Origin of the sequence: Acaryochloris sp. CCMEE 5410 (assembly GCF_000238775.2) — a bacterium.
GTDB lineage: Bacteria > Cyanobacteriota > Cyanobacteriia > Thermosynechococcales > Thermosynechococcaceae > Acaryochloris.
Genome location: NZ_AFEJ02000001.1, coordinates 3,246,227 through 3,264,952 on the forward strand (window position 1 = coordinate 3,246,227; position 18,726 = coordinate 3,264,952).

At 47.9% G+C, this 18,726-nt stretch carries 17 protein-coding genes and 1 pseudogene; 9 read left to right on the forward strand and 9 right to left on the reverse strand.

The window, feature by feature from the left end:
- Nucleotides 1-175 precede the first annotated feature (175 nt).
- Nucleotides 176-1,813, forward strand: a complete 1,638-nt coding sequence (locus tag ON05_RS14825; protein ID WP_029315363.1) for a cell wall metabolism sensor histidine kinase WalK — start codon at nucleotides 176-178, stop codon at nucleotides 1,811-1,813.
- On the opposite strand, the gene ON05_RS14830 is transcribed toward ON05_RS14825, so the two are convergent.
- Nucleotides 1,810-3,981 carry an ATP-binding protein gene (locus tag ON05_RS14830; RefSeq protein ID WP_010476231.1) on the reverse strand — a complete coding sequence of 724 codons (2,172 nt, stop codon included), beginning with the start codon at nucleotides 3,979-3,981 and terminating at the stop codon, nucleotides 1,810-1,812. The two genes, ON05_RS14825 and ON05_RS14830, sit on opposite strands and share 4 nt — an antisense overlap.
- A gap of 357 nt (nucleotides 3,982-4,338) precedes the next feature.
- Between ON05_RS14830 and trmFO the strand changes: the two genes are divergently transcribed.
- Nucleotides 4,339-5,736, forward strand: a complete 1,398-nt coding sequence (gene trmFO, locus ON05_RS14835) for an FADH(2)-oxidizing methylenetetrahydrofolate--tRNA-(uracil(54)-C(5))-methyltransferase TrmFO (RefSeq protein ID WP_010476233.1) — start codon at nucleotides 4,339-4,341, stop codon at nucleotides 5,734-5,736.
- Nucleotides 5,737-5,794: 58 nt separating this feature from the next.
- On the opposite strand, the gene ON05_RS14840 is transcribed toward trmFO, so the two are convergent.
- A complete protein-coding gene (locus tag ON05_RS14840; protein ID WP_262561789.1) occupies nucleotides 5,795-6,055 on the reverse strand; it encodes a hypothetical protein in 261 nt (86 codons plus the stop codon).
- Between the two features lie 453 nt (nucleotides 6,056-6,508).
- Between ON05_RS14840 and ON05_RS14845 the strand changes: the two genes are divergently transcribed.
- Entirely contained in the window at nucleotides 6,509-6,853 is a 345-nt protein-coding gene (locus tag ON05_RS14845) for a hypothetical protein (protein ID WP_010476235.1), read from the forward strand.
- A 45-nt stretch (nucleotides 6,854-6,898) separates the two neighbouring features.
- Here the strand turns inward: ON05_RS14845 and ON05_RS14850 are convergent, their stop codons facing one another.
- Nucleotides 6,899-7,450, reverse strand: coding sequence for a TetR/AcrR family transcriptional regulator (locus ON05_RS14850; protein ID WP_039780984.1), 552 nt, complete (start codon nucleotides 7,448-7,450; stop codon nucleotides 6,899-6,901).
- Between the two features lie 113 nt (nucleotides 7,451-7,563).
- Between ON05_RS14850 and ON05_RS14855 the strand changes: the two genes are divergently transcribed.
- On the forward strand, nucleotides 7,564-8,184 hold the full coding sequence (locus tag ON05_RS14855; protein WP_010476237.1) for a glutathione S-transferase family protein: 621 nt from the start codon (nucleotides 7,564-7,566) through the stop codon (nucleotides 8,182-8,184).
- Between the two features lie 28 nt (nucleotides 8,185-8,212).
- A complete protein-coding gene (locus ON05_RS14860) occupies nucleotides 8,213-8,920 on the forward strand; it encodes a cupin domain-containing protein (RefSeq protein ID WP_010476238.1) in 708 nt (235 codons plus the stop codon).
- Between the two features lie 67 nt (nucleotides 8,921-8,987).
- On the opposite strand, the gene ON05_RS14865 is transcribed toward ON05_RS14860, so the two are convergent.
- Together ON05_RS14865 and ON05_RS14870 are read right to left on the reverse strand one after the other, a co-directional pair.
- Nucleotides 8,988-10,208, reverse strand: a complete 1,221-nt coding sequence (locus ON05_RS14865; RefSeq protein WP_029315364.1) for a cysteine desulfurase family protein — start codon at nucleotides 10,206-10,208, stop codon at nucleotides 8,988-8,990.
- 120 nt (nucleotides 10,209-10,328) lie between these two features.
- Nucleotides 10,329-11,327, reverse strand: coding sequence for a sulfurtransferase (locus ON05_RS14870; RefSeq protein WP_262561793.1), 999 nt, complete (start codon nucleotides 11,325-11,327; stop codon nucleotides 10,329-10,331).
- Between the two features lie 661 nt (nucleotides 11,328-11,988).
- On the opposite strand from ON05_RS14870, the pseudogene ON05_RS14875 reads away from it, so the two are divergent.
- Nucleotides 11,989-13,081 (forward strand): annotated as a pseudogene (locus ON05_RS14875) (IS630 family transposase).
- Here ON05_RS14875 and ON05_RS14880 read toward each other — a convergent pair.
- The 4 genes from ON05_RS14880 to ON05_RS14895 form a co-directional block, all read right to left on the reverse strand.
- Nucleotides 13,078-13,335: a DUF1830 domain-containing protein gene (locus tag ON05_RS14880; protein ID WP_010478734.1), complete on the reverse strand. Its 258-nt coding sequence runs from the start codon at nucleotides 13,333-13,335 to the stop codon at nucleotides 13,078-13,080. The pseudogene ON05_RS14875 and the gene ON05_RS14880 sit on opposite strands and share 4 nt — an antisense overlap.
- Nucleotides 13,336-13,920: 585 nt before the next feature.
- A complete protein-coding gene (locus tag ON05_RS14885) occupies nucleotides 13,921-14,835 on the reverse strand; it encodes a mechanosensitive ion channel family protein (protein WP_010478736.1) in 915 nt (304 codons plus the stop codon).
- Nucleotide 14,836: 1 nt separating this feature from the next.
- The gene (locus ON05_RS14890; RefSeq protein ID WP_029315544.1) at nucleotides 14,837-15,931 is read right to left on the reverse strand and encodes a cell wall metabolism sensor histidine kinase WalK; all 1,095 of its coding nucleotides are present in this window, start codon (nucleotides 15,929-15,931) and stop codon (nucleotides 14,837-14,839) included.
- Entirely contained in the window at nucleotides 15,928-16,647 is a 720-nt protein-coding gene (locus ON05_RS14895) for a response regulator (RefSeq protein WP_010478740.1), read from the reverse strand. Before ON05_RS14895 ends, ON05_RS14890 begins: the two co-directional genes overlap by 4 nt.
- Nucleotides 16,648-17,002: 355 nt before the next feature.
- On the opposite strand from ON05_RS14895, the gene ON05_RS14900 reads away from it, so the two are divergent.
- From ON05_RS14900 to ON05_RS14910, 3 genes are all read left to right on the forward strand, one after another.
- The gene (locus ON05_RS14900) at nucleotides 17,003-17,224 is read left to right on the forward strand and encodes a hypothetical protein (protein WP_039781602.1); all 222 of its coding nucleotides are present in this window, start codon (nucleotides 17,003-17,005) and stop codon (nucleotides 17,222-17,224) included.
- Between the two features lie 166 nt (nucleotides 17,225-17,390).
- The gene (locus ON05_RS14905; RefSeq protein ID WP_010478743.1) at nucleotides 17,391-17,963 is read left to right on the forward strand and encodes a PRC-barrel domain-containing protein; all 573 of its coding nucleotides are present in this window, start codon (nucleotides 17,391-17,393) and stop codon (nucleotides 17,961-17,963) included.
- 38 nt (nucleotides 17,964-18,001) lie between these two features.
- A complete protein-coding gene (locus ON05_RS14910; RefSeq protein WP_010478744.1) occupies nucleotides 18,002-18,541 on the forward strand; it encodes a hypothetical protein in 540 nt (179 codons plus the stop codon).
- The last annotated feature ends 185 nt before the right edge of the window (nucleotides 18,542-18,726 follow it).

Sequence of the window (18,726 nt, forward strand, 5' to 3'; positions counted from 1 at the left end):
CAATAATAAAGAAAATTTCAATCTTTTGTTGAATCTGGAACTCTAAACTGTCTGGAGTATTTCACAAAAGCATGTTTGTGAATCCTCTAACAGCATTAAGGAATTTCAAGTATCGTCAGTCAATCTCTCTGACTCTATTGCCAGCGACATCGGGTTGATACCTGCAAAGGTCTACATGATGGAACATTCAAGGGAAATAGAGCAATTATCGACGCGGAATGCTGAGCTGGAATTGTTATTGCTCCAGCGAACCTTTGAGCTAGAGATATTGTCTGAGTTGTCACACCAGGTGAGTTATCTTCTGGGCGATAAAGATTTACTCAGTTTGCTGATCAATAGTCTTGATCGTGTATTACCCATTGATGTTGCCGCTGGACTGATATCTGTACCGGGTGATCTGCAATTAGTCTTCAATTCCACCCATCCGCTCAGCGATCAGGCTCAAGCTGACATTCGAGAGCGACTGCTGGCTGGATTTAGTTTGATGAATGGGGTATCCTCAGCCGAGACGAATGTCTCCTTGCAAAGAAGTAAACCCCATGCAGATTGTCCACCGCTGTATCGCCTGGCATCGATGGTTATGGTACCGATGCTGGTGGAAACAACAGGGCAACCCGATCGTCCTGAGACCGTTGGTATGTTGCTGATAGGGGCTACGGCCCCAAATGCCTTTACCCAAAGTCATCTTCGTTTTCTGTTCACTGTCGCCAATCAAGGAGCCGTATCTTTAGGGCGGTTACGATCGCATCTCTCCGCTGAGAAACATCGCCTAGCGCAATTCACCACCTATTTTTCTGAGGGGGTCGTTATTGTTAGTCGAGAGGGCCATATTCTCTTCACCAATGAAGTTGCTCAACAACTGTTGCCACAATTAGCTGATATTGACTACCAACAGCGCCTGCAAAACTTTGCCCAAAAGCCCCTCGAAGAATGGCTTTTGGGGGATGAACCTCGACTGTGGCAGGATATCCCCCGTCTGGATCTGACTCAGCCGCCATTAGAAGTCATGGTGCAGCAATCGACCCCACTCTCCACCACCGATTGTTATACCCTGATTATTCGAGAGGTTCGGGCGACCGCAAACCTGGAACAACTGAAAGATCAGCTGATTGCCACCATTAGCCATGAACTCCGTACTCCTTTGACCCTGATTTACGCCCCTTTAGAAATGCTGGCCAGTGGGTGTATCGGGAACTTAACGGATGAAGGGTTGCAATTGTTAGACATTGCAATTCAAAGTGCCAACCAGCTCAAGCTTCTGATCGAAAATATCTTGGAGTTGAGCCAGCTAGAATCTGGCTTGATTACCATGCAGTTTGAACCTTGCAATGCCAAGGTGTTGGTGGAGAAAGCGATCGCTTTGATGGCTAATACAGCAGAACAGGCAGAGATCAGGATAGAACAGCAAGCCTCCCAATCTGAGGTAAGAAGCAACTTAGCCATTGAGCCTTTTACTTGCTGGGTAGATCCCGATTATATTTTGCAAGCCTTTAAACATTTACTGGATAATGCCATCAAATTTTCTGCCCCAGAAAGTCGAGTGACCCTTGAAGTGGTGGATCAAGCCTCCTGCATTTTGTTCAGGGTGATCGATGAAGGGATGGGAATCTCCGCTGAACAGCTCTCCTATATTTTTGCTCGCTTCCAGCAAGGAGATAGCTCCAGATGTCGCACTTACGATGGGATGGGGATTGGTCTTGCTATTTGCGATCGCATTATCCATCTGCATGGAGGCGAAATTTGGGCTGAAAGTGTCCTGCAACAAGGCAGTACATTTTCCTTCACCCTACCCAAAGCCCGCCAAAGCCTTTAAGGGGTCTGCACGTTGATGGGGAAGCGAATCGTCACGGTCGTGCCTTGGTTCACTTGCGACTCAATCTGAATCTGACCTCCGTGGAGTTCCACGAACTTTTTGGCAATACTCAAGCCCAACCCCGACCCCTGAATCACATCGACATTCTCCGCCCGAAAGAAGGCTTCAAATACCTCAGCTTGAGCCTTGGATGGAATACCAATGCCTTCGTCTACAACACAAAGGACAGCCTCTTCTGCGCCATAGGTGAGCTGAACCTTGATCGAACCGCCATCGGGAGAGTACTTAATCGCATTCGTGAGGAGATTGGTGAGAATCTGGCGCAACAGCTTGGGATCCGCTGACAGAGGGATACCATCGTCCTCACAGATAAACAGTAGCGTATGGTTATGGTTGCTCAACAATTGGTGCTCATCTATCAGCCGCTGACAAAACCCTTTTAAGTCCAATTCAATGGGTGTAAAGTCCACCCCCCCGGATTCTGCCTGCTCGATTAAGAGCATATCGTCCACCAGCTCAGTCATATAACGAGTGGCCTGCTGAATGCGTCCTAAAAAATGCTTTCTTTGATCAGGATTCAGCTGTTCTCTCTTCGTTTCCAAAAGTTCAGCCGCCATGTGAATCACGGCCAGCGGACTGCGATACTCATGGGAGACGGTACGCACCACACGAGATTTAAGGGCAACTAACTCACGAGCATTGTTCAGGGCCTGTTGAATTTTGGCTTCAAAGCGTTTGCGATCGCTAATGTCTCGAATGACCACCACCCAGTAGTCTAAGTGTGGATCCAGGGAAATCGGTTTAATGGTTGCCTCAAAGACCCGATCAGGATGGTCCAGTAATGTTACTTCTCGGCAATCTGGATCATCCAGTGCGCAGTTCATCAACTCTTCTAAGGTCTTATTACCCAATTGCCGTAAGCATTTATCCGTCCCCATTTCCGACAAGAGGGCGAGATAGTTCTGGGCTTTGCCGTTTGCTAGCACCACGCGACGTTTTTGATCCAGCAACAAGACGCCATCCGTCAGATTCTTGATCACCTGAGCCAATTGGTCGATGGCGAGTCGCGATCGTAGCCTTTGGATCAACATAGCCGCATGGCTCGCTGCAAAATAAAGCAGACGAACATGCTCTTCATTAAACTGCGCCGCTTGCTCAGCACCAACAAACAACAGCCCAATCACCTGGGGTTCTTGCTCAGTGGGCACAATGAGCGGCACAAACAATTGGGATTGGATCGCGCCCAAGGGGGACGCTTGGCCATCAATCACCTGGGGATCTAAAATATCAACGTTGAATTGGGCTGCCTGCAAATCCACGTTGAATTGGGCTGCCTGCAAATCCACCCCACTCAGATAGGCCAGATTTTTGAGGATGGTGTTCCGAATACTTTGTCCAATGGCGCGGGGAAGAGGACGATTGGTTTTAATAAAAAACTTACACTGAGGACGATGTTGATGCTGTCGTTTGGCAAAATGGCCTCGCAACACATCATCCATCCGGGTCAAAAAGACGCCCCCAGAAATATCGTAGGGAATCGTCGAGCAGACATCTTCTAAAATCGATTGGAGTAACGCTTCATCATCATGGGCAAGTTTACCTTGCAGGGAAATATCGTACAGAATTTGGGATGAAACCGTGGTCTCCAACTTCTGGCTTTCTAAATCAGCCTGCAGGGTTTGGAGGGCCAACAGTTGCTGACTTAAAAAGGAGTCGGCCTGAGGGAGTGGAGGGTCAAGGATCGTCTCGGCAGCGAGGATCTCTTGCTCCATGGCTGTTGCTGGCGAACCATCTTGGTCCAGGAGGGTGCCGATGCCATAGGTTAATTGTTGTTCGTCTTGCCACACCTGCCACGCCACACCACGAGACCCACCGTCTTTATGCAAATGGCAATTCTGAAACTGAACGGTTTGCCCTGCCTTGACCGTTTGATAGGCAGCGATGGTGGCTGGTTGAGTCTGAGGATCTACGGAATTCAGAAAGGAGTCAGCCATTAGCTCTGACAGAGACCATCCCAAGGACTGGGTCCAAGCCTGATTCAATTGCACAAACGAAAAGTCGGGACAGATAATGCAACATAAATGAGGAGACAGCTCAAAAAAGGCTTGGAAAGCATTAGCTGCCATTGCCTGATCGTTGCGTATCGTGTGGGCTTGAGAAACGGACATCTTAGCGCTGACTGATACCCTAAGCTCTTCACACTAAGAACCAACAAGTGACATGGGAAGGCAAAAAAATGGATTCAGAACTCTGACTTGTTTGCGTCTTAATGCGCTGTGAGCTGATTGTAACAAGTTGGGAGTTGTTCGCAATTCAGACTGTTCACTGTATCGTTTTATTCACCCTGGAATTCTGTGCTACCGCTTTCCCTGCCAGGTCCACACCACCTCCCCCTCAGTTGTAAGATATGTTTCACTTTGCCCCTTCGAGATGTGGTGGGTAGGCGGGATTCAAGGAGGAATGGGATAGAACAATCGCAAGCTTATTGACTACCCTGGTAAAGGAGATATTTCCAGACGAACAGTATGGACGACAAACAACCTATTCAAGTGATTGGGGGAGGACTCGCAGGAACGGAGGCAGCTTGGCAAATTGCCCAGGCGGGATGGCCCGTGATTTTGCATGAAATGCGCTCGGTGGACGAAGAACGGCTGACGCCCGCTCACCATACCGATCATCTAGCTGAGTTGGTCTGCAGTAATTCTTTTGGTGCACAAGCTAGCGATCGCGCTGCCGGATTGCTCCATGCGGAACTGCGCCAGCTCGGCTCCATCATTATTCGCAAAGCCGATGAGCATCAAGTTCCTGCCGGAGGAGCCTTAGCCGTCGATCGAGGCGTTTTTAGCCGCAATTTGACAGAAACTTTGGCTGAGCATCCTAATGTCGAATTGCGCCGAGGTGAAGTGCCTACTTTGCCCCCAGATGGCATTGTCGTATTGACCTCTGGGCCGTTGACCAGTGCCGCTTTAACGGAGAGCCTACACCAATTTACTGGACAAGATTATCTCAGCTTTTTTGATGCTGCCAGTCCGATCATCGTCGGTGAATCCATTAACCGAGACGTAGCATTTCTGGCCTCACGCTATGACCGGGGCGAAGCAGCCTATCTAAACTGCCCCATGAATCGGGAGCAATATTTAGCCTTTTGGCAAGCCCTCTGCGCAGCGGAACAGGCTGAACTCAAAGACTTTGAAAAAGAAACCGCTAAATTCTTCGAGGGTTGCTTACCCATTGAAGAAATGGCCCGCCGGGGCGAAGACACAATGCGCTACGGCCCCCTCAAGCCTGTAGGTCTATTCGATGCCCGCTACGGCGACTTTAAAGCACCGGAAAACCAGAAATATCGTCCCTATGCCGTGGCTCAACTGCGCCAGGAAGATAAGGCAGGCAAGCTCTGGAATCTAGTCGGTTTCCAGACTAATCTACGCTGGGGTGAACAAAAGCGGGTGTTCCAAATGATTCCAGGGTTGGAGTCAGCAGAATTTGTGCGCATGGGGGTGATGCATCGCAATACGTTTATCAATGCGCCGGAATTGCTTTATCCCACCTTGCAGTTTAAGCAGCGGCCTACGTTACTGGCAGCAGGACAGTTGATCGGTACGGAAGGCTATACAGCGGCGACGGCAGGAGGGTGGCTAGCAGGAACGAACGCAGTGCGATTGGCTCAAGGGCTGGAGCCTGTGGTCCTACCGACAACAACTATGAGTGGTTCGCTGTTTGAATTTATCAGTTCGGCAACACCAAAGCATTTTCAGCCCATGCCACCCAACTTTGGCATTATTCCTGATCTGCCGCAGCGAGTTCGGAATAAGCGCGAGCGTTATGGAGTCTATCGCGATCGCGCCTTAGCCGATCTAACCGCCTGGATTGCGGAACCTTCCCTCTTTCGGCAAACAGTTACTGCTAACTCGGCCAGTATGTAATTCAGCCAGGTGCTAAATCAAAAGTTATGGCGCGCAGCTCCCGCGTTTAGCTAAAACTTTACTTTCTTGAGCGAAAGACGTTTATGAACTTCTGAACAACTGCTTTAGGTAGGACTCGCTCATATTGCTCCAGGGTATGCATATTCCCCCCCGGATCATGTACTGGCATCTCACACACCCCTTGGTCTGATTCAGCAATAATAGTTTCAACATTCTTAAATCTTGGATAGTCTGAACCTAGGGAAATCCAATGGTAACGAACACCCTGATGTTCTACCTGAGCTTCGATTTCTCTAACTCGATAACCAATGTCAGCCAACTCACCCTGCAAAAATTTATTCAGACATGTATCTACATCCGCCCTCACTGGAAGCACTACCAATGAAACGGTCAGAAATGAAATAGTCGATAAGCACATTTGTATTTTCATGGCTACTTTTCCATAACAAGTCAATATACTTACGAGGATTAAGGCCAATAGCGATGGGTAAGTTGTAGTCAACCACTAGATGTGACTGCCCAGACTAAAGCACTGGTCTAATAGAATTTACAGCATTAATATACTTCTGAGTGCATCCAGTACAGGGATATTTGATTGTGCGTCAACGAAGAAATTTTTGCCAATTGTTCCTTCTAAATATTCTCTCAAAAAAGGCATAGCAGCCTCACTTGATAGAAGCAGGCAGAAATGAGGGAATCTTATCATTAGCGATCTGTTTGTTCAGCATCCCTAGCACTGCATCACCCTATACCAACTTACAAAGGAAACAAAATGAGCCTTTATGACATCCGCCAAAATCAGCGCATTTCAAAGGCTCAGACCGAGAACAAACGCACCGCTCGCACTGTTCAAGAAAGCCAAGAATCGATTGAAGAACTGCGTCAATCCGTTCAAAAACTGTCTTTAGCTTGTCAAGCCATGTGGCAGTTATTACAGACCACTTCAGGACTGTCAGAGAAGGACCTGCTAGAAGCATTGCAAAACATAGAAGAAAAGAATGCCGCTCAGAACTGTGCCAAATGTGGACGGGTTCAGCAAAGCAAAAAGCCCAATTGTCTCTACTGCGGCACTCCATTTCCTGAAGAAGCCACTACCATGAGCTGTTTTCAAGTTTGAGTGAGCCGTTCTGAGAGCAAAATATGGTCAGCCTGATAGCACCGACTATGGCCCATCCACCTCGTAGGACTTGAGTAATTGCTTCACGGTCTGATCAAAATAGGTCAGGTCCTTTAAACAGACCGCCATCATCATGGCACCCTGCAGTCCTGCCACCAACGTAGCTGCCTGACTCTGGCGCTCCGCAAGGGGTACCTCAGCAGACATCGCTTCAGCAACCCAATCAACATTCGCCTGCAGAAACTGCTGCACCGCTTTAACCACCGGTTCAGGCAATCCCCCGCTTTCAACCCCCAACATGCCACACAGACAAAGCGTGTCGTTAGCCATTAGAGAAGCCCGATAGAGACCACAAAACGCCTGCAATTTTTGGCCAACAGAACCATTAGGGATAGCTGCCAGTCCCCTTTCAAACTGCTCCGAATAGCGACGGACCAGGGCAACGCCTAAATCTTCTTTCTGCGGGAAATAGTAATGCACACTTGAACTCTTGATGCCCAGCGCATCCGCTAGTTCTCGGAAGCTGACGGCGTGATAACCATAGGCACGAATCCGTTGCTCAGCAGCATCTAACAGAAGATTGAGGGTATCAGCCATCGCCTTATCACATCCTATTGGCCCAATATAACCTGCAGACCCAAAAGTCTTGACAAACATAATTCGGATAAGCCATTATCTATCTATCGATAGATAGATGAGTTTTCGCCCCTATGAAAGTGTATGAATTCAAAGGTTTTCCAAATCCCGCTCGGGTTCGCATCGCCTTGGCAGAGAAGGGATTGACCGAGACCGTAGAGTTTGTCTCTGTTGACGTGCCCAATGGAGAACACAAACAGTCTGAATTTCTGGCTAAAAATCCCTCTGGAACCGTTCCTGTCCTTGAGTTAGACGACGGCACTACCATTGCTGAGTGCACAGCCATTACAGAATATCTGGACCACACCTCGGGTGAAACCACGCTAACCGGTCGGACTCCCAAAGAACGGGCTGTGATTCATATGATGCAGCGCCGGGCTGAAGCAGGTTTGCTGGATGCGGTTGGCCTATATTTTCATCATGCAACCCCTGGCTTAGGGCCAGATGTCGAGGCTTATCAGTGTTCAGAATGGGGAGAACATCAACGCCAAAAGGCCATTGCAGGCATGCACTATCTAAATGACGTGCTAGCCGAAAACACGTATTTAGCGGGTGAGCAATTTTCGATGGCCGATATCACGGCTTTTGCAGGCTTAGTATTTGCAGATTTTGCCAAGATTGAGATTCCAGCGGAGTGTGGTCATTTGAAAGCCTGGCGTGAACGCGTCAGTCAACGTCCCAGCATCGCAGGCTAACTCAAACGAAGGTACAAAGGAGAGCAGCATGGAGTTAAATGCAGATTTTAACCAGCGAGCAGTGGTCCATGCTGCTCAGCTCGATTGGATTCCTTCACCCATGCCAGGTGTCGAGCGGCGGATGCTGGATCGCGTGGGTGATGAAGTGGCCCGTGCGACCTCAATTGTGCGCTATGCCCCGAATAGTTCTTTTTCACCCCACGTACATACGGGTGGAGAAGAATTCCTGGTTCTGGAAGGGGTGTTCCAGGACGAACAGGGTGATTTCCTAGCAGGGAGCTATATTCGCAACCCACCCGAGTCGAAGCATCAGCCTGGATCTGAGTTAGGCTGCACCATTTTTGTAAAACTGTGGCAGTTTGATCTGCAGGATCGAACCCATGTGCACATAGATGCTTACAACAGGCCACAACAGAACAGTTCAGAGCGATCAGGTATTTTACAAACGCCTTTGTTTCAGGATGATCGGGAGTCTGTTCGCCTAGAGCGTTGGCAACCGGGAGCTATGATCGACTATCAACCGAGCGGTGGTTTAGAGCTTCTGGTGTTAGAAGGAGAATTCATAGAACAAGAAGAGACCTTTACTCAGTACTCTTGGCTCAGGCTACCGATAGGAGCAACGCTATCGGCACAAGCGGGGCCTGCAGGATGTTACTACTGGGTCAAGGAGGGACATCTACGGTACGTTGACTTAGATCAATTACCGGGGAGTGTCCCAAAATCAAAGACCCATTAGTCATCGATAGTTTGGGGCTATCTTGAGGGCACACTTTCGGGATTTAAAAGAGTTGAAAAACGGTTCATCAAGGTTGGATTTCAGGTTTTACCAACTCAGGCTGAGCTGTATCATCAAGTTTTTGTGATGATTGGCCTTGTTGAATCGTACGGATCACATGGTGAGCTGCCTGCTCGATCTCTTCTTGAGTCGTGAATCGGCCTAACCCAAATCTCAGCGTCGCTTTAGAGAGTTGAGCAGACCTCCCTAACGCCGTTAACACATGCGAGGGAGTGGGCTTACTAGACGCACATGCAGATCCTGAAGATAACGCCACATAGGGCTGCAAGCCTAATAACAATGCTGCACCATCCACCCCTTCAAAACTGACCGACAAACACCCTGGTAATCGCTGTTGCGGATGACCATTCAAGTGAATGCCATCCAACACCTGCAGCTCTTGCCAGAGCTGATTTCTGAGCACCGTTAGCCGTTCTGCTTCTGCTGCTTGCTCTGATAGACCTAACTCAATTGCTTTTCCCAAACCGACAATTTGAGGCGTTGGTAACGTCCCCGATCGCACATTTCGTTCTTGCCCACCCCCCTGCATTTGAGCCGCAACCTGCACATGGGGATTGCGATTGCGAATATACAACGCCCCAATCCCTTTAGGACCATAGAGCTTATGCCCCGTCATCGACAACAAATCGATCTGCAACGCTTCCACATCTAAAGGGATTTTGCCAATCGCTTGAGCCGCATCCGTATGAAAAAGAACACTGTGCTGGCGGCATATCTGACCGATTTCAGACAACGGCTGCAATACCCCTAGTTCATTATTCGCCGCCATCACCGATACCAAAATCGTATCGCCCCGAATGGCCTGTTCTAGACGCTCCAGATCCAATAGCCCATCCGCTTGAGGCGGTAGATACGTCACCTCAAATCCCAGCTTTTCGAGATATTTACAGGGTTCTAAAACAGCATTATGCTCCGTCTGCATCGTAATCAGATGCCGCCCTTTACTGAAATAGGCTTCCGCTATCCCTTTAATGGCTAAATTATTGGCCTCCGTTGCGCCACTGGTAAAGATAATCTCTTGTGGATCTGCGCCGATGGCCTGAGCAATGGTCTCCCGCGCCAGATCAACTGCTGCTTTTGCTTCCCAACCGTAGAGATGAGAGCTGCTAGAAGGATTTCCCGGACAGTCCGTAAAGTAGGGCAGCATCGCCTCGACGACCCTGGGGTCAACGGGCGTCGTGGCTTGGCAATCTAAATAAATCGGACGCTCAGGCAAGGGAGGCATCATTTAAATTTCATCAGAGAAGACCACAAACTGTTTCTGCGGATGTATCAAGTTAGGTATAAACAGTGGGAATTAATAGGTGTGATATCCAAGGTTATCTGTGGGGCTTGCGATCGCACCTCTTTACTGTGCCATACTCATCGTCTTTAACCCCTGAGACTGAACGGTCAGTGGGAACTCTTGCGGTGACCCTGCGGACCATTCCCACATTGAACCTGCATAATTTTGCACCTGATATCCCAAGTCTGCTAGAACCACCGTCAGCCATCCAGAGCGAATCCCTCCAGTGCAGTAAGCCACCACCATTGTCTCTGGCATAATCCCTAGATCGGCGAGTTTGGCCACAATTTTTTCTCGGGGTAGCAGCTTGCCTTGGGGCGTTAATAGATCCTGGAAATGGAGCGAAATGGCCCCCGGCACATGACCTTGGCGTTGCTCACCATAAGGGGTTGCACCGGCATACTCTTTGGGAGTTCGCGTATCGATTAACACTAAATCGGGTTGATCCAGGGCCGCTTTTAAGGCTGTTTTCTGAATTTGCCAAGTGGGATTTCTGTGAATCTCAAAATCTCCTGACTGAGATATTTCTGGGGCCTGCAGATTTAATGAAGCTAAGGCTGAATATCCACCGTCCACCATCACCGCTTGGGGATGACCCAGGGTTCGCAACATCCAGACGATGCGTCCTTCCTCTCCCCAACCCTGGGGCGGATTTGCAAAAACCACGACGGGCCGCCCTTGGGAGACTCCTAGCTTCTTAAGTTTTTGGTTCAAAACGGCATCGCTCTCTAGCAGCGTTCCTTTACGGACTTTATTAGAAGGAGAAAAATCTTGCCAGCGTATCGACACACTACCCGGCAACCGATTGAGCCCAAACCACTGATTCCCTCGGGCATCCAGGAGAGTAGCACCTTGGTCGATAAGAACCTTCGCTTCTAAGGCGCTAACTACCCAGGTTTGTTCAAGTTTAGGAGGTTGAGACCGAAGCGTGTAAGCAGCCTGGGGCGAATGGGTATGAGGAGTAGTGATGGTCGTCTGGGTGAATGCGATCGCACCCAACAACAGCACAATTCCCAGAACTGCAGCTCGTCTCAACTTGGCAGGAAGGGGGTTAAGCATCATCCTATCGATAGGATAAAAATCAAAAAGCTGGTGACAAGACTCGCACTTAAGATCGGCGGATTACAAATCAGCTAGACCAAAGTTTTCACCAGCCTCCTAGATACACTTCCTAGCTTATCTAAATTTTTACTGTAAACCGTTTTATCTCAAGACATTTTCAGCCCTCTAATGGATTCCAGTAGGTACAACTGAAGTACCTTTGAGAAATAGATGAGCCGACGGTCTTTTGATAGCAATCCGTGTAATTTTGCAGGACAGTATTTCCAAGACTTCCTGCATTGGCTGCTGGGCAATAACTGAAGCGAACCCCAGACTTAGGTTCAAAATCGAACTTGATGTTTTTCACCTTTAGGCTTCGCCCCAGCTAGATATCGCACTACGGATATACGTTATTTCAAGGGTGGGAAAAAAACGATCTTGTGCATTGGCAAGTACAACCTGTGATATCAGGTAATGTTGTAGACCTGTTGATCACAATTTAAACTCCATGACCAACCTTATATCAATGAAGGAATAAACCAATCACGATATCTAGCATCTTTTCAATCCTAAAGAAGCAGCAAGTCTGGGGCGCATAGGCTGCATGATTGATTTTAAGGTAGAAGATACTTCATTTGTTATACTGCGGACGACTAGTGGCTTAACATTGTAGCGGAGAGATTTGGCACACTGGGAGTATCCCCCAACCGACTCTCCTACTCGCATGATTAAAATTGATTTCACCGCAGAGGAAATCCAACACCTCAACTACGAGCGCTATCATCATCCTCACCCACGGGTGCAGCGACGGATGGAAGTCCTCTACTTAAAGAGTCAAGGTCTTGCCCATGCCCAGATCTGCCAGCTTTGTCAGATTAGCCGTCCGACCTTAGCCAAAACCCTTCGTTTGTATCAACAAGGAGGAATTGAAGGACTGAAGACCCTGGAATATAAAGGTCAACCCAGTTCACTCAACGCTCATAGCGATAGTGTGAGAGCCTATTTGAGCAACACCCGCCCCGCACCAGTGCAGAAGCTCAAGCAGTCATTGAACAATTGACGGGCATTAAACGTAGTCCAACCCAGATCAAAGCTTTCCTCAAACGCATCGGTTGTCGCTATCGAAAAGTGGGGTATGTGCCGGGAAAGTCGAGTCTACCCGAGAAATTGAGGAGCAAGAGCAGTTCCGAAAAACTTGCCTTGAACCCTTATTAGAGGGAGCTCAACGCCAAGAGCGTCTTGTCTTTTTGTAGATGCTGCTCATTTGTTCATCAGGCTTATCTGGGGTTTCTCTGGTGCATCCGTCGGATCTTCATCCCCTCTCCTTCCGGTCGTCAACGATTCAATGTTCTCGGGGCGCTCAACGCCGTCACTAAAGATATCATCAGCATCACCAACCACACCTACATCAACTCTCATAGCATGTGTTTGTTGCTAGCCAAGCTTGCTCTACTCGACCCTGTCATACCCATCAGCGTGATTTTAGACAATGCTCGATATCAAAATGCCAGCTTGTGACAGACTTTGCTGAGATCGTCGATATTGAGTTAGTCTACTTGCCCTCTTATTCACCCCATTTGAATTTAATTGAGCGGCTCTGGCGCTTTGTGCGCAAAGAATGTCTCTACTCAAAGTATTATGCTGATTTCCCCGCCTTTAAGGGAGCCATTCAACAGTGCCTCGACCAGTGCAATGGTGAGCATAAGGCGAAACTCACAAGCCTGCTATCACTCAAGTTTCAGTCTTTTAAAAAAGTTAATATCTTAGCCGTCTAGAGTATAACTGCCCGAAGACGATCGCAAGAAATTCGATCACATAGTAATGAACTAACAGGGCAACCTGAATAAACGTCGAGTTGAGCACCAAATGGCGCTTGAAAGATAAGGGGCTGATCAGGAATGGCAACCCGCTCAAAATACCAGTTTGGAATATTTTCAATTCTCAGAACTTGAACATGAGCGGTTTGATTGATGTAATAACAGCATCCCTGTGACGAGGTCGCTGGAGCGCTTATACTTGCAGCTATCATACTTCTTCCCTGGGTGAGGAAGTCTCGAATGTTGGCATGTTGATGCTGTTTTGCCCCTTAGTTTTCTCACGGGTACTCAGAATGGCTCTTTGAGATTTCATCACCGTTTCACATGGATATTCAGTAATTACTTTATTAAGCCCATATATACCTAGAGGGCTAAAGCCAAATCTCATTAAGGTATTTAATGTTTGTTTTGGAGATATAAAAGGATTCATGGCAAAGACACAACACAGCCGTAGTCGTAGAATAGCGACTACATTTGTCAAGGTTGTGACGGCAAGATGCCAAGGTTGCGAAATTCACCTCAGTCAAATTGATATTGCCTTGTGGCAGTCTCGACATAGAGTTGTCACACCAAATCGTTAGGCTTGAGTTGTTCCTAGATTAGGATTGGCGTTCACTATGCTGACGATTATGTCACTCATATCCAACATGGCCACCATTGGCTTGTGTGTGGGAGCGAGCCTCAAGATTATTATGCTGTTATTTCCTGAAACTTCCACCCGTAAACCAGATCAGGAGACACCTAAGTCATAAAGCCTTTTACGCGTGAGAAAAGGTTTATTGTTCGTTTGCCCGGCATCAAGAATTAGCTGTAGATGGCGGGTATTTTGCATCATGGTGAACAGTTGTGATCAGACGGTGGGTCGGGTAAGCAAAGGCAATCTTTTCCTCTTGGTCAACTGTTCGCAGAATATCTTCCCAAATTGCTTCTTCAGTAGAGCGTCGCTGTCGTGGTTCACATAAATAGCGAATCGTCAGTAGGATACCGCTTTCTTTGACAGAGGTATAGACCGTAGGCGTTAGTTTAGAGTAGACGATCATATAATTTTGAGCTGCCTCCTGCAGACGAGCTTGGGCTGCAGCACTCAACCGTTCAGAATCTTGATTGGCGATGGTGAGAAAAATTTGTTTCGCTCGCTCCCAATCACTATCAAAGGTGATCAATACGGGTATTTCATGCCAAAGATATTGGAATCCACGGGAGTAGTTGGCGACGGTTTCATGAAAGATTCTGCCATTAGGGATATGGATGACGCGCCCCGTACTTTGATCCGCATCGACCCAGTTCCCGACTTCCATCAGCGTAAAATGAAAAATCCGGATATCGATGACATCCCCTGTATGGGAGCCAATTTGAATCCGATCTCCCACTTGCATCGGCTTTCTTGAGAGGATAAACACCCACCCCACTAAATCCACTAAAGGCTCTTTTAACGCCACAGCTAAACCCGCTGTTACGATTCCAAGAAAGGTGGAGATATCTTGGAGTTCAGGAATCCAAGGACGCCCCAACGCAAAGATGGCAATCCCATAGCTAATGTAGCCGACCCACTTTCGCCATGCATATAAAATACGGGGATCTTGAATCCGTCGATTGAGGATACGAAGGGCAAACCAACGGAAGCTAATGGCAAACAGTATGCCTATCAGAGATGCGATCAGCTTCTTTTGAAACTCAGGGTCTATACCCAGCAAAGTTTCGATGATATTCATATCAACTCACGGTGGGTAGAGAAAAGCGAAAGACACTCCCCGTTCCCAGCTGACTTTCAGCCTCAATACGTCCACCTTGCAACTCCACGAGACGACGGGCGATCGCAAGCCCAATCCCCGTCCCTTGGGTAGAGTGTGAACGCGACGATTTAGATCGCCAAAATCGCTCGAAGACATGAGGTAAATCCTCAGCAGAAATCCCTGAACCTGTGTCCTGAACCGCAATCCAAACCTCTTGGGTTCTAACAGAAGCTTGAACAGTAATCGTTCCTGATTGTGTATGTCGGAGGGCATTACTCAGCAAGTTCATCAAGACCTGCTCAGTCCGGGCCGAGTCAGCTAACACCATGGGTGTATCTTCAGGGTAATCTACCTCCAATACTGGCCCCTGCTCATCCAGTTGAGCAGAGAGGGTTTGGATTAGCTTGTCAATCAGTGGTTTGATCGCTAATGGCTTTAGATTAAGGGATAGATGTCCAGCTTCAGCGATGGATAGCTCTTGGACATCATTCGTCAGCCGCTCTAGCCGCCGAGTCTCTTTCACTAAAAGCTGATAAGCCTCTGGATTGGGTGTCAATTTTTCTGCTGTCCAGGCTTCTAAATAGCCCCGAATAATCGTTAAAGGGGTTCTCAATTCATGGGTTAAATCGGTGATCAACTCTCTCCTTCGGTGCTCGACATCTTCAAGTTGAATGGCCATACGGTTGAAACTACGGCTGAGGCGGTTGAGTTCAGGAATTTCGCTGGGGGGAACCCGCTCATGAAGATCACCCAAAGCCACCTGATGAATAATATGCTCCATCTGAGTTAGAGAATGCGTAATTCGGCGGGCAACCCAGAAACTCAGCAATGTCGCAGCGAGGCCCCCGACCAGAACCGCCCATCCGGTGCTGTGGCTCCAGGCAGCGTCATAGCTTTCAAGTAATACGTCACGAGCTGTGCGAATCGTAAACCCCTTTCCTTCTAACTGGGCTAGGCGATAGGCAAATACATTGGCCGAGAAGGCTTTACTAATCAAAATAAAGCTCAAAAGAGGAATTCCCATCACCAGCAGATGGGATATCAACAAGCGCGATCTCAGCCCTATTCTGTTCATTCTGCAATTCTAGGTGCATCTTCAAACCGATACCCTACCCCCATCACCGTTTTGATAAACCTCGGCTGGGAGGAATCGGGCTCAATTTTCTTCCGCAACCGAGCGATCTGAGTATCGACAACTCTTTCCTCACCAAAGAAGTCATCCCCCCAAAGTTTGTCAATTAACTGGGAGCGATTCCAGACTCGATTGGGCGCACTAATAAACGTCTCCATAAGCTTAAATTCCAACACCGTTAAATCTAGGAGATCATCAGAAGACGAAGAATGCTTGTACACCCGATGCTGATCGAGATCAACGCTAAAGTGTTGAGTACGGTAGGTTTGAGGTGTGTCAGCCTGTCTAAGGCTGCGCCGCAGTAATGCACGGACCCTTGCCACTAATTCTATGGGACTGAAGGGTTTGACGAGGTAGTCATCTGCCCCCGTTGAGAGTCCTATAACGCGATCAATTTCTTCACCCTTAGCCGTTAGCATCAAAATGTAAGGATCTTTGGCACTAGCCTGCTTTCGAATACGAGTACAGACTTCGAGACCATCCAAGCCAGGAAGCTTCAGATCGAGGATAATCAGGTCGGGCTGTAGCTGATGTTGAAGGCGCAGGGCTTCCAATCCATCGTGGCAACTATGGCAAGAAAAATCTTCTTGCTCAAGGAGTTGCTGGATGAATCGGGCAATCTCGACTTCATCTTCAACGATCAAAATAGAGGGCTTCATTACTTATTAAAGGTTTAATGCAGCGCCACTGTTCTCAACATATGGATTGGGTGGCACTTTCAGTCTAATCCTGATCACAACATTGACATCAAATCTGCATATTCCTGACAAACGCCTTTGAATAGTGGAAATTTTTGGAGATGAGACGATGTCTAGCACTAGCACATTGAGACATGCTGGAATCGGCTATTGTCAACCCAGCACAGGCAATCACCCCAAACTGGCATTTGAATGACATGTCCCTGAAATTGCTTTGACACAACCTTTCTTTAGAGTGAGCTGTATAAACGAAAGTGTCATCACTTGAGCATTGATCATGACTGACACTTTCTCTTGAAGAGTTCCAAAGAGAGTCATGATTACTTACACCGATCAACCCATAAACGGCACCCCCCTCAAATATAAGCCTCTAGGTATAACCCAATGCGATATATCAAGTGCCACTTTTGCACAGCACCGCCTCACTGGGAAATGGTATGACTTGACGGCTCAAAAGAGGACGATTGACCTGTCCCATAACTTGGCCTTCTATAAAACACAGCCTCAAACACAAATCACTCATCCGCTACCGAATTAGCTATCACAATTTAGCTTTCTTTAATGGAATTCCCATGGGTAATTACAACCCAATCAAAGCATTAACACCAAACTGGTATTCGACTGACATTTCCCTGAAATTCCTTTGACACAACCTTTCATTAGAGTGAGCTGTATAAATGCCACTGCTAAATAGGAGAACAGTGATGGCACCGATTGAAGCTAAACCGACCCTCCAGCACAATACTTTTCTCGGTCGTCAAGTGTTTGCAACCCAATCAGATCATCCCCTGGGTCAAGTGACTGATTTGTGGATTGATCTACGCCAACATCGGGTTCTAGGTTTCAGTTGTCGGGCAGGATTTTGGGACCTTTGTCTCCAGACTTATGCCTGGAAACAGATTGAGACTTTAGATGAACAACGAATTGAAGTGCAATCATCCCCAGTAGTCCACCCCACTTTGATATTGAGTCTGAATGCAGAAACAGGAATGGCCGTCCGAGAACGACTGGATCTGGGGGTATGGACTCAGCAAGGAGACCGGCTCGGTGAGATTACCGATTTTAGCTTTAATGCCTCTACTGGAACCATTGACTATTACTTCTTGGCACCACATACCAAGCGGGATCAGACTCCAGAGCTGATTTATCTTGCATCCTCAATGATTGTGGATGGGGGGCAAGGCTGGCTTCAGGTGCCCGATCAGTACAAGCAGCAATTGGAGCCGGAAGCAAAAAACTTGAATTTGCTTCCTTGGCAAGTTGCCTTTGCCAGCTAACCACAGAATTCTTTCAATCAACTTACCAAGAAAGAGCCATGAGCAATAAGACTTCCTTACAGCAATCAGATTACAATGCTGACCATGGGTTAGAGCAGTTCGAACCCCCTTCTTCGCAAGCTGAGTTCACGCACACGATACAAGCCCTACAACAGGAGACCACCAGACTCAATAAGGATGTGAACCGTCTGCAAGGACGATCAAACGGGTTAATGGGCATACTTATCGGTGTTGTATTGCTGTTTGGTGGGACACTCGGCTGGTCCATTTTGCGGATGCAGACCATTGAAAATACGGTTATAACGCCTGCCCGTGAACGCATTGAGCAGCTTGAGAAGCAAATCACTGACCTTAACCGCCAAGTGACCGACAACGTTTCCGCAGTCCGGGAAAAGGGCCAGGCAATGGCGACCAAGCTGGAGGATGAAATTGAGCAGCTCAAAGCTCAACTACAGAGGAGAGGATTATCCGCTCCTACCCCGGCACAAACGAACCCAGAAGGTTCAACTCAAACTAATTCCCCTGGACCTTCTTCTGCTCAACCTGAACCCGTTACTTCCCAGACTGAGACACCGTAAGGAAAGCTGTCGAATAGCAAAAGAACACTGCGATCTTTTAGACCAAGTAATTCTACTTCTTGAGCCAACAATAAAAATTCCTGAAGTTAAAGCTTTCGCTCAGACTGTATCACCAGTTCTCTGCAATATTGGTACTACAAAAGACTGAGTAAAGCTATGTTGGAATCGGTGAAGCAACTGCCGAG

Coding starts and splice junctions, on each gene's coding strand:
- ON05_RS14885 (WP_010478736.1), bottom strand. CDS start 14,835: ATGAATATCATCGAAACTTTGCTGGGTATAGACCCTGAGTTTCAAAAG.
- ON05_RS14845 (WP_010476235.1), top strand. CDS start 6,509: ATGAGCCTTTATGACATCCGCCAAAATCAGCGCATTTCAAAGGCTCAG.
- ON05_RS14895 (WP_010478740.1), bottom strand. CDS start 16,647: ATGAAGCCCTCTATTTTGATCGTTGAAGATGAAGTCGAGATTGCCCGA.
- ON05_RS14850 (WP_039780984.1), bottom strand. CDS start 7,450: ATGGCTGATACCCTCAATCTTCTGTTAGATGCTGCTGAGCAACGGATT.
- ON05_RS14905 (WP_010478743.1), top strand. CDS start 17,391: ATGGCACCGATTGAAGCTAAACCGACCCTCCAGCACAATACTTTTCTC.
- ON05_RS14880 (WP_010478734.1), bottom strand. CDS start 13,335: ATGATAGCTGCAAGTATAAGCGCTCCAGCGACCTCGTCACAGGGATGC.
- ON05_RS14870 (WP_262561793.1), bottom strand. CDS start 11,327: ATGATGCTTAACCCCCTTCCTGCCAAGTTGAGACGAGCTGCAGTTCTG.
- ON05_RS14865 (WP_029315364.1), bottom strand. CDS start 10,208: ATGATGCCTCCCTTGCCTGAGCGTCCGATTTATTTAGATTGCCAAGCC.
- ON05_RS14900 (WP_039781602.1), top strand. CDS start 17,003: ATGATTACTTACACCGATCAACCCATAAACGGCACCCCCCTCAAATAT.
- trmFO (WP_010476233.1), top strand. CDS start 4,339: ATGGACGACAAACAACCTATTCAAGTGATTGGGGGAGGACTCGCAGGA.
- ON05_RS14860 (WP_010476238.1), top strand. CDS start 8,213: ATGGAGTTAAATGCAGATTTTAACCAGCGAGCAGTGGTCCATGCTGCT.
- ON05_RS14855 (WP_010476237.1), top strand. CDS start 7,564: ATGAAAGTGTATGAATTCAAAGGTTTTCCAAATCCCGCTCGGGTTCGC.
- ON05_RS14910 (WP_010478744.1), top strand. CDS start 18,002: ATGAGCAATAAGACTTCCTTACAGCAATCAGATTACAATGCTGACCAT.
- ON05_RS14890 (WP_029315544.1), bottom strand. CDS start 15,931: ATGAACAGAATAGGGCTGAGATCGCGCTTGTTGATATCCCATCTGCTG.
- ON05_RS14825 (WP_029315363.1), top strand. CDS start 176: ATGATGGAACATTCAAGGGAAATAGAGCAATTATCGACGCGGAATGCT.
- ON05_RS14830 (WP_010476231.1), bottom strand. CDS start 3,981: ATGTCCGTTTCTCAAGCCCACACGATACGCAACGATCAGGCAATGGCA.